Here is an 8126-nt window from a genome sequence, read left to right on the forward strand (position 1 = left end):
GCGGCAAGGGCATGGCGCGAGGCCATCGCCCTTGCCGTTAGTCGATTACTTCTTCGACGTCATGACGGCCTCGGCCACGTTCTTCGGGGCTTCGGCGTAGTGCTTGAACTCCATGGTGTACGTGGCGCGACCCTGCGTGAGCGAGCGCAGCGACGTCGAGTAGCCGAACATCTCGGAGAGCGGCACTTCCGCGCGCACGATTTTGCCGCCGCCCACGATGTCGTCCATGCCCTGCATGATGCCGCGACGCCCGGAGAGGTCGCCCATCACGTTGCCCATGAATTCCTCGGGGGTCTCGACTTCCACCGCCATCATCGGTTCGAGCAGCACCGGTTCGGCGCGGCGCATGGCTTCCTTGAAGGCCATCGAACCGGCCATGCGGAACGCGTTTTCGTTCGAGTCGACGTCGTGGTACGAACCGAACGTCAGCGTGACCTTCACGTTCACGACCGGATAGCCCGCGACGACACCGGTGTTGAGCGTTTCGCGAATGCCCTTGTCGACGGCCGGGATGTACTCGCGCGGCACCACGCCGCCCTTGATGGCGTCGACGAATTCGTACGGCTTTTCCTTGTCCGGTTCGAGCGTGATGACCACGTCGCCGTACTGGCCGCGTCCGCCCGACTGCTTGACGAACTTGCCCTGCACGTCCTCGACTTTCTTGCGGACGGTTTCGCGATACGCGACCTGCGGCTTACCGACGGTCGCCTCCACGCCGAACTCGCGGCGCATGCGGTCGACCAGAATTTCCAGGTGCAGCTCGCCCATGCCGGAGATGATCGTCTGGCCCGATTCTTCGTCGGTCTGCACGCGGAACGACGGATCTTCCTGCGCCAGACGGTTGAGCGCGAGGCCCATCTTTTCCTGATCGGCCTTGGTCTTCGGCTCGACCGCTTGCGAGATCACCGGCTCCGGAAACTCCATCTTTTCCAAAATGATGAAGTGGTTCGGATCGCACAGCGTATCGCCGGTTGTCGCTTCTTTCAGGCCCACGGCGGCGGCGATGTCGCCCGCGCGCACTTCCTTGAGTTCCTGGCGCGTGTTCGCATGCATCTGCAAGATGCGGCCCAGACGCTCCTTTTTGCCCTTCACCGCGTTAAGCACGGTGCTGCCCGACTCGATCACGCCGGAGTACACGCGGAAGAAGATCAACTGACCGACGAACGGGTCCGTCATGATCTTGAAGGCGAGTGCCGAGAACGGCTCGTCGTCCGACGGATGACGCTCGATCTCTTTGTCGTCCTCGTCGTGACCGGCGATGGCGGGCACGTCGACGGGCGAGGGCAAGTACTCGATCACGGCGTCGAGCATGGCTTGCACGCCCTTGTTCTTGAAGGCCGTGCCGCACAGCATGGGCACGATCTCACCGGCGACCGTGCGCTTGCGCAGCCCGGCTTTGATCTCGTCCTCGGTCAGTGTTTCGCCGCCCAGATACTTTTCGAGCAACGTCTCATCGGCTTCGGCGGCAGCCTCGACCATCTTCTCGTGCCACTCTTGCGCGAGGTCCTTGAGGTTGTCGGGAATATCGATGTACTCGAACTTCACACCCTTGGATTCTTCGTCCCAGACGATGCCTTTCATCTTCACGAGATCGACGACGCCCTGGAAATGGTCTTCGGCGCCGATGGGAATCTGAAGCGGCACGGCATTGCCACGCAGACGTTCGTGAATCTGCTTGTGCACGCGGAAGAAGTCGGCGCCCACGCGGTCCATCTTGTTGACGAACGCGATGCGCGGCACCTTGTACTTGTTGGCCTGACGCCAGACGGTTTCCGACTGCGGCTGCACACCGCCGACCGAGTCGTAGACCATACAGGCGCCATCGAGCACACGCATCGAGCGCTCGACTTCAATGGTGAAGTCGACGTGTCCCGGCGTGTCGATGATGTTGATGCGGTGTTCGGGGAAGTTGCCGGCCATGCCGCGCCAGAAGCAGGTCGTCGCGGCGGACGTGATCGTGATGCCGCGCTCTTGTTCCTGCTCCATCCAGTCCATCGTGGCAGCGCCTTCGTGGACTTCGCCCAGCTTGTGGTTGACGCCCGTGTAGAACAGGATCCGCTCGGTCGTCGTTGTCTTGCCAGCGTCGATGTGAGCGCTGATGCCGATATTTCGGTAGCGCTCGATGGGGGTCTTTCGGGCCACAGTACACCTCTTTTCAGACGGTGAGGAAAAGGAACGGGAGCAGCCATCATACTCCAATGTCCCGATACCTCGCTGACGGTCACATCGTCCGCAAGTCCAGCGTAGACGGGGCTTTGCGGCGAGGGCGCGGCCATGCGTCGCATTGTGTGCGAACACAAAAAAACTAAGCCCCGGCGGGAGGGCCGGGGCTTTGGTAGTGATCGCCCGGTTGACGTCTAGGTGACCACTAATACGGCAAGACGTGTCACACAGAACGCGACATCAGGCGACCTGGCGTTCACGCGAGAATGCCAGCACGGCACCGCGCGGGCTATTGGACGCGATGCCAGCATCGTCGTCGTAACCGGCGTTTGCCGTGTCGCCACCCGGCAGACGGAAGACCGCCACGGCCTCGCGCAGATTGCGCGCCTGATCTTCGAGCGAGCCAGCGGCCGCCGTCGCTTCTTCGACCAGTGCGGCATTTTGCTGCGTGACCTGATCCATCTGCATCACGGCCGTGTTGACCTGCTCGATACCGCCCGATTGTTCGCTCGATGCGGCCGAGATTTCGCCCATGATATCCGTCACGCGCTGCACCGCTTGCACGATTTCCGTCATCGTGCGGCCTGCATCGCGCACTTGCGACGAGCCGTCCTCGACCTTGCCCACGGACGTCTCGATGAGCGACTTGATCTCCTTGGCCGCCGCAGCGCTGCGCTGGGCGAGCGTGCGGACTTCACCGGCGACGACGGCGAAACCGCGTCCCTGTTCACCGGCGCGCGCTGCTTCGACGGCCGCATTCAGCGCGAGGATGTTGGTCTGGAAAGCGATGCCGTCGATTACGCCGATGATGTCGTTGATCTTTGTCGAACTGGCCGCGATTTCCTGCATCGAGCTGACGGCGCGTTCGACCACGCGGCCACCTTCACCGGCGATCTCCGAGGCATTCGCGGCGAGTTGGCTCGCCTGACGCGCATTGTCGGCATTCTGTTTGACGGTGGCCGTCAACTGCTCCATGGACGACGCCGTTTCTTCGAGCGACGCGGCTTGCTCCTCCGTTCGCGACGAAAGGTCGGTGTTGCCGGCGAGCAGTTCGCCCGAGGCCGAGGCGATGGCGGCGGTGCCGCTGCGCACACGTCGCACGATCTGATCGAGGCTTTCGTTCATGTGTTTGAGGGCTGCCATCAGTTGACCGGTTTCGTCGCGGCTGGTGACTTCGATGCGGCTCGTCAAATCGCCTTGCGCGACGCGCTCGGCCACTTCGACGGCGCGTGCGATCGGACGCGTGATGCTGCGCGTGACCGAGTACGCTGCGCCGATGCCGACGACTGCGGCGACCGCGCCGAGCGCAACCAGCAGCCATTTGGCGAAGGCGATGTCGGCGGCCGTGGCGGCACCTGTGTCGTCCACGATCTTCTGTTGCAACTTGACGAGATCGGCGGCTTCGGCCTGCATGGTGTCGAGCGCGGGCAGCGCTTCGCGTTCTACGAGGCCGATGGCGTCTGCGCGCTGGTCGGCATTCAGGTCTGCGATGATCTTGTTGCGCGACGTCTGGAATGCATCGTTGTGCTTACGCAGACTCGCGATCAACTCCTTGCCGCGTCCGGACGTCACATATTTGTCGAGCACTTCCTGCGCCGCAGCAATGCGCCCGAGATTGGCGTCGATGCGTTCGTTGAAGGCTGTACGTTGCGCAGGATCCTGCGCGGTGGCGACTTCGAGCATGCGCCGCGCGTTGCCGCGCACCATGGCGTCGATACTGTGTGCTGCGTCGGCTTTCGCCCACGCGCGGGTGAGCAACTCTTCGTTGGAGCGTTCGATGGCGATGAAGCGCACCAGCGCAATGACCAGCATGGTCAGCAGCAGCAACAGCAGGGTGCCGAAGCCAATGGCCAGTCGGGTTCGGATCTTGAGGTCGGCGATTCGCATAGGGAGTGACTCCTTGTAGTGATTGGATGCCAGGACAACACGGGTGACGTGTAACTGTCGGCGTTTTCGAGGAGTGGTCGCCGGTCTGCTGCGTATAAGCATCGGTACCCGGATCAGGCGCGACGCGACGCAGCTCACGCGCCGGAAGCGACACGTGTGACATGTCCGGCGACGCGTGACGGGGGGATTCGATGAAGCCAGTCCGTCTGATTTCGTATACGACCGGAAATATGCGAACTGAAGGCCACTTTTAGCGCGAGGGGGTAAACGACGAGTTGAGCAATAAATCGGGACGCGCGGCGCGCGACGCACGCGACGTTGTCGAGCCCAGCGATTCAGGCGGTTTGATGCGATGTGGCCGCCTAATTCGCGCGCTTCGGCGCACCTGTGTGCGTATTAGAGCAATCAGACAAAACGTACGGCATAGATCGGCGGCAAGTGCGCCGACAGCGATTGCCATTGCTCGCCCGCGTTGTCGCTGATCCATAGCGCGCCGGTGGTCGACCCCATCGCGAGGGTGCGGCCGGTGGCGTCGATGTCGAGTCCGTGCCGGTAGATGAGATCGTAGGAGGGCGTCTCGGGCAAACCGTGCGAGAGCGCGGTGAACGACTCGCCGCCATCGCGCGTGCGCGTGACGACGAGACGCGCGTCGACGGGGATGCGACACGCGTCGCGCTGCGCCGGGGCAAACCACGCGACATCGGGGTCATGCGGATCGACCACCACCGCGAAGCCGAAACTCGACGGTGCGGCCTGAATGCGTCGCCACGTCGCGCCGTAGTCGAGGGTGCGGAAGATGCCGTTGTGATGCTGGGCCCATAACGCGTTAGGGGCGTCGCGACACTGCACGAGACGGTGAACGTCCTGCGCGTTCGGATCGAGTCGTCGCTCGGGCGGCATGTAGTCGGCCTCCATGCCCGACGCGGCGAGCGCCCATGTCTTGCCATCATCGCGCGTGCGCCAGACGCCGCCGGTCGACACTGCAACCATGACCTGTCGGCTGTCGTGCGGATCGATGCAGATCGAATGGATACCCGCGTGATCGTAGCCGCCGCCCATCCATTCGACACGTTCCGGTCGATCCCACAAACTCTCGATCAGTTGCCAGCTTTGCCCGTGATCGCCGGAGCGAAACAGGCCGCCGGGAATAGTGCCCGCCCACAGCACGCCGGGCGCGTCGGGGCCTGCCGCTTCGAGGGACCAGAGAAGCTCGACCGAAGGCGCTTGCGCCGTTGATGTGGCGGACTCTGACGGCGGGGCTTCCGTGTCGGCAGTATCGGACGTGTCGGCAGTATCGGACGCTTGCGCAAACGCGGGCGGTGCAAGTTCCGTCCATGTGCTCGCGTCACGCGCGCGGCTCCACAGCTTCACGCCGAAGTGGCCAAGGTTGAGCGCCGCGTAGTCGGTGCCGTCGCGGGCGTCGTGCAATACCATGCTGACCGGCTCGCCGGGAAAGTCCGGTGTGCTCGACGTCAATCGCCATTCGGCGCCGTCACGCTGCCATGTGAACAATCCCTTGCGAGTGGCGACCAGGAGGGTCGCGCCAATGACGTGTTCCATGTTGTGTCTCCTCCTCATCCGCCCGAAAGCGCCTGCGCGACGTAGACGCTGCTCGCGCCGGTCAGTGTATCGCCCAGGGTGCGACGATCGCGTATGAGCCGACCGTCCACAAAGACGGCGACGTGCGGGCGCAAACGTCCCTGATCGTTGAACAAATAGCCGCGCAGGGCGGGGGTTTGCGCCACGCATTGCGCCAGCGCTTCTTGCACGCTCGCGCCGTCGACGTGTTGCTCGTCGACGGGCACATGACGCTGTATTGCAGGCGCAAAAGTGACGGTCGCCATGTTGAGCTTGTGGGTGTTGTGTGAGTCGTGGCTCGCTTGTGCGTTGTCCTGCTGCCGCAGAGCGTTCGAAAGGCGTGCGTGCAAGGCCGTCCATCGTCGGCAGTGAGACTTTCAGTGTAGACAATGAGGATCATCTGCGCCGGGAGCCTCCCGGATTCGTCGCGCGAGTGTTGCGTGTGCGCCGCGCTATGTATGCCGGGAAATAACGCATGTTGCGGACGAGCGCGACGTGCGGGGCGCGATTTGGTGTCCTTTGCATGACGGCTGACGAGTTTCGGGGGCGTGTGAAGCGTGATCCTAGGGTGCGGCCTCGCATATCGGACACTCCCCAACCCCATTCACCCCGTTATGTTTCACCATTATCGGAGTGCCCGCGAGCGCGGTGCCGTAACCGAAACCAGGAGGACACAATGGCGAGAGCGAAAGGCAAGGACATCGGGATAGGACGTTGGTCTGATAACGCGGCCAAGCGTCAATGGCGCTTGCACAAGGAGGGTGAGCCGTCGGCCAAGGAAGATCCGACGGTACGGCGTCCGCCCGAGCTGGCGAAGTGCGAGGGGCATTTCGTCTGGAGCGTGCGACAGGCGGCCTTCATTGGTCGCGACGACGACGCGCGTGACACGCGTGAACCGCGCGATTCGCGGGGTCTGCTCAAAGGCGGCGTGCGTCACTATGCGCCCTGTACGGCGCACGCGAAGCGCTACGAAAGCGTGGCGCAGGCGAGGGCGGCGGGAGATACGCTGGTGGGCGACGTGCTGATCATGTACGGCTACGCCGCCAACGGCCCGCTATACATCGTGGGGCGATGACGGTGTAGCCGATCCGGTGCTAGGGCCGGGGCGGATGGGGTGGCGGACTGATGCGGCCGGTTACTTCGGCCGGTTACTTCGGATTACTTGCCGAGTTCGTGGCCGATCACGCCGCCGACGACGGCACCGCCGATGGTCCCGGCGGTGCTGCCGCCGGTGGCTTCGTGACCGATGACGCCGCCTGCCGCTGCGCCACCCAGCGTGCACCCGATGATGGACGAACCCATCGCAAGCGCGGTGATGACAACGAGAATCGACTTGGCCATTTTCATGATGCGTCTCCTGTAGCAATTGCCGGGCGCGCATTGCGCGGCAGCATGACCTCAGCTTAGTGCGCGGGTGTTTTGGGCACTATCGGCAGCGACTGAATTGGCTGTAGGAATTGGACGACATGGGATTCGGGCTACGGACCCATAAGCCAACCGACGATCGACGCCCGATGGCCAGACACCATGCGAGTGACTTGATGCAGAACATAGCCAGGAAAAACCACGACGCTCCCTTTTTCCCGAAACGCTGGATCCTTTAGCTCGGCGTGGCTCGCATCCCGGAGCATGAAGTCGCCCCCTTCGTAACTTCCCCCATCAGAAAGCATGATGATCACCGTCACAACTCTTCGCAATGGCGTCGGATGGTCGGGTATTGGATGGGCGTCCGGCGCGCTGTCGCGATGCCAGTTGAAGAAGTCGCCCGCTTCGTAAGTGCTGAATTGTGTGCCCTGCATTTCGGCGATGTCGTACTGCCAGAGTTCACGGTTGGCGAGACATCCGTAATGAAGGCAGAGCCGGGAAATCCAGTGTGCATTGTCGAAGAATCCGACTTTCGATTTTCTGGCCTTCTCGTTGTGCACGACGCCGGCGGTAGCGGATACGACAGCGGCGTCCGATAGGGTGATCGTTCGCCCGGTGTCGTACAAAAGGTCACAGAATTCGTCGGGCAGGTGCGATGGCCATACCCGGTAGAGCGCGGGGGGGAGTGGGGAGGGTGTCATCCCAGGTCCTCGAGAGCGTGCGGTGGCGACCCTACGGTACGGGGCTCAGGCGTGCCACGCAGTGTATGAGCACGCCCGGCGCAACGACGCACGCGCACGCATTTTTCGGGAGGATGTTAGGGGGAATCCGATGGACCCTTCCCAAGAGCTGGTTCAAGCCCGGCGAAGTTTCGCGTGGAAACGAAAAAGGGCCTGCAAGCGCAGACCCTTTTCGTTACATCAAGACTTGGTGGGGCGTGAGTGACTCGAACACTCGACCTACGGATTAAGAGTCCGCTGCTCTACCAACTGAGCTAACGCCCCGGTACTACCGGGAACAAAAAAGGCTGCAAGCGTCGCAGCCTTCCTGTAATGCTTTGGTGGGGCGTGAGTGACTCGAACACTCGACCTACGGATTAAGAGTCCGCTGCTCTACCAACTGAGCTAACGCCC

At 62.7% G+C, this 8126-nt stretch carries 7 protein-coding genes and 1 tRNA gene; 1 reads left to right on the forward strand and 7 read right to left on the reverse strand.

Annotated features, from left to right (window positions below):
* Nucleotides 1-45: 45 nt before the first annotated feature.
* From fusA to PCO31010_RS15245, 4 genes are all read right to left on the reverse strand, one after another.
* Nucleotides 46-2142: an elongation factor G gene (gene fusA / locus PCO31010_RS15230; RefSeq protein WP_150664969.1), complete on the reverse strand. Its 2097-nt coding sequence runs from the start codon at nt 2140-2142 to the stop codon at nt 46-48.
* 261 nt (nt 2143-2403) lie between these two features.
* Nucleotides 2404-4050 carry a methyl-accepting chemotaxis protein gene (locus tag PCO31010_RS15235; protein WP_150664970.1) on the reverse strand — a complete coding sequence of 549 codons (1647 nt, stop codon included), beginning with the start codon at nt 4048-4050 and terminating at the stop codon, nt 2404-2406.
* Nucleotides 4051-4455: 405 nt separating this feature from the next.
* On the reverse strand, nt 4456-5610 hold the full coding sequence (locus tag PCO31010_RS15240; RefSeq protein WP_425495020.1) for a VPS10 domain-containing protein: 1155 nt from the start codon (nt 5608-5610) through the stop codon (nt 4456-4458).
* A 14-nt stretch (nt 5611-5624) separates the two neighbouring features.
* Nucleotides 5625-5894 carry a MoaD/ThiS family protein gene (locus PCO31010_RS15245; RefSeq protein ID WP_150664971.1) on the reverse strand — a complete coding sequence of 90 codons (270 nt, stop codon included), beginning with the start codon at nt 5892-5894 and terminating at the stop codon, nt 5625-5627.
* Nucleotides 5895-6304: 410 nt separating this feature from the next.
* Between PCO31010_RS15245 and PCO31010_RS15250 the strand changes: the two genes are divergently transcribed.
* Complete coding sequence (locus PCO31010_RS15250) at nt 6305-6703, forward strand: hypothetical protein (RefSeq protein WP_150664972.1); 399 nt, start codon at nt 6305-6307, stop codon at nt 6701-6703.
* A gap of 83 nt (nt 6704-6786) precedes the next feature.
* Here PCO31010_RS15250 and PCO31010_RS15255 read toward each other — a convergent pair whose 3' ends face one another.
* From PCO31010_RS15255 to PCO31010_RS15265, 3 genes are all read right to left on the reverse strand, one after another.
* Nucleotides 6787-6975, reverse strand: a complete 189-nt coding sequence (locus PCO31010_RS15255; protein WP_044455446.1) for a glycine zipper 2TM domain-containing protein — start codon at nt 6973-6975, stop codon at nt 6787-6789.
* A gap of 131 nt (nt 6976-7106) precedes the next feature.
* Entirely contained in the window at nt 7107-7694 is a 588-nt protein-coding gene (locus PCO31010_RS15260) for a 2OG-Fe(II) oxygenase (RefSeq protein WP_150664973.1), read from the reverse strand.
* Nucleotides 7695-7921: 227 nt separating this feature from the next.
* Nucleotides 7922-7997: transfer RNA gene (locus PCO31010_RS15265), tRNA-Lys, on the reverse strand.
* Nucleotides 7998-8126: the final 129 nt, after the last annotated feature.

This window comes from Pandoraea commovens (genome assembly GCF_902459615.1).
Lineage (GTDB): Bacteria > Pseudomonadota > Gammaproteobacteria > Burkholderiales > Burkholderiaceae > Pandoraea > Pandoraea commovens.

Coding starts and splice junctions, on each gene's coding strand:
- PCO31010_RS15235 (WP_150664970.1), bottom strand. CDS start 4,050: ATGCGAATCGCCGACCTCAAGATCCGAACCCGACTGGCCATTGGCTTC.
- PCO31010_RS15240 (WP_425495020.1), bottom strand. CDS start 5,610: ATGGAACACGTCATTGGCGCGACCCTCCTGGTCGCCACTCGCAAGGGA.
- PCO31010_RS15245 (WP_150664971.1), bottom strand. CDS start 5,894: ATGGCGACCGTCACTTTTGCGCCTGCAATACAGCGTCATGTGCCCGTC.
- PCO31010_RS15250 (WP_150664972.1), top strand. CDS start 6,305: ATGGCGAGAGCGAAAGGCAAGGACATCGGGATAGGACGTTGGTCTGAT.
- PCO31010_RS15255 (WP_044455446.1), bottom strand. CDS start 6,975: ATGAAAATGGCCAAGTCGATTCTCGTTGTCATCACCGCGCTTGCGATG.
- PCO31010_RS15260 (WP_150664973.1), bottom strand. CDS start 7,694: ATGACACCCTCCCCACTCCCCCCCGCGCTCTACCGGGTATGGCCATCG.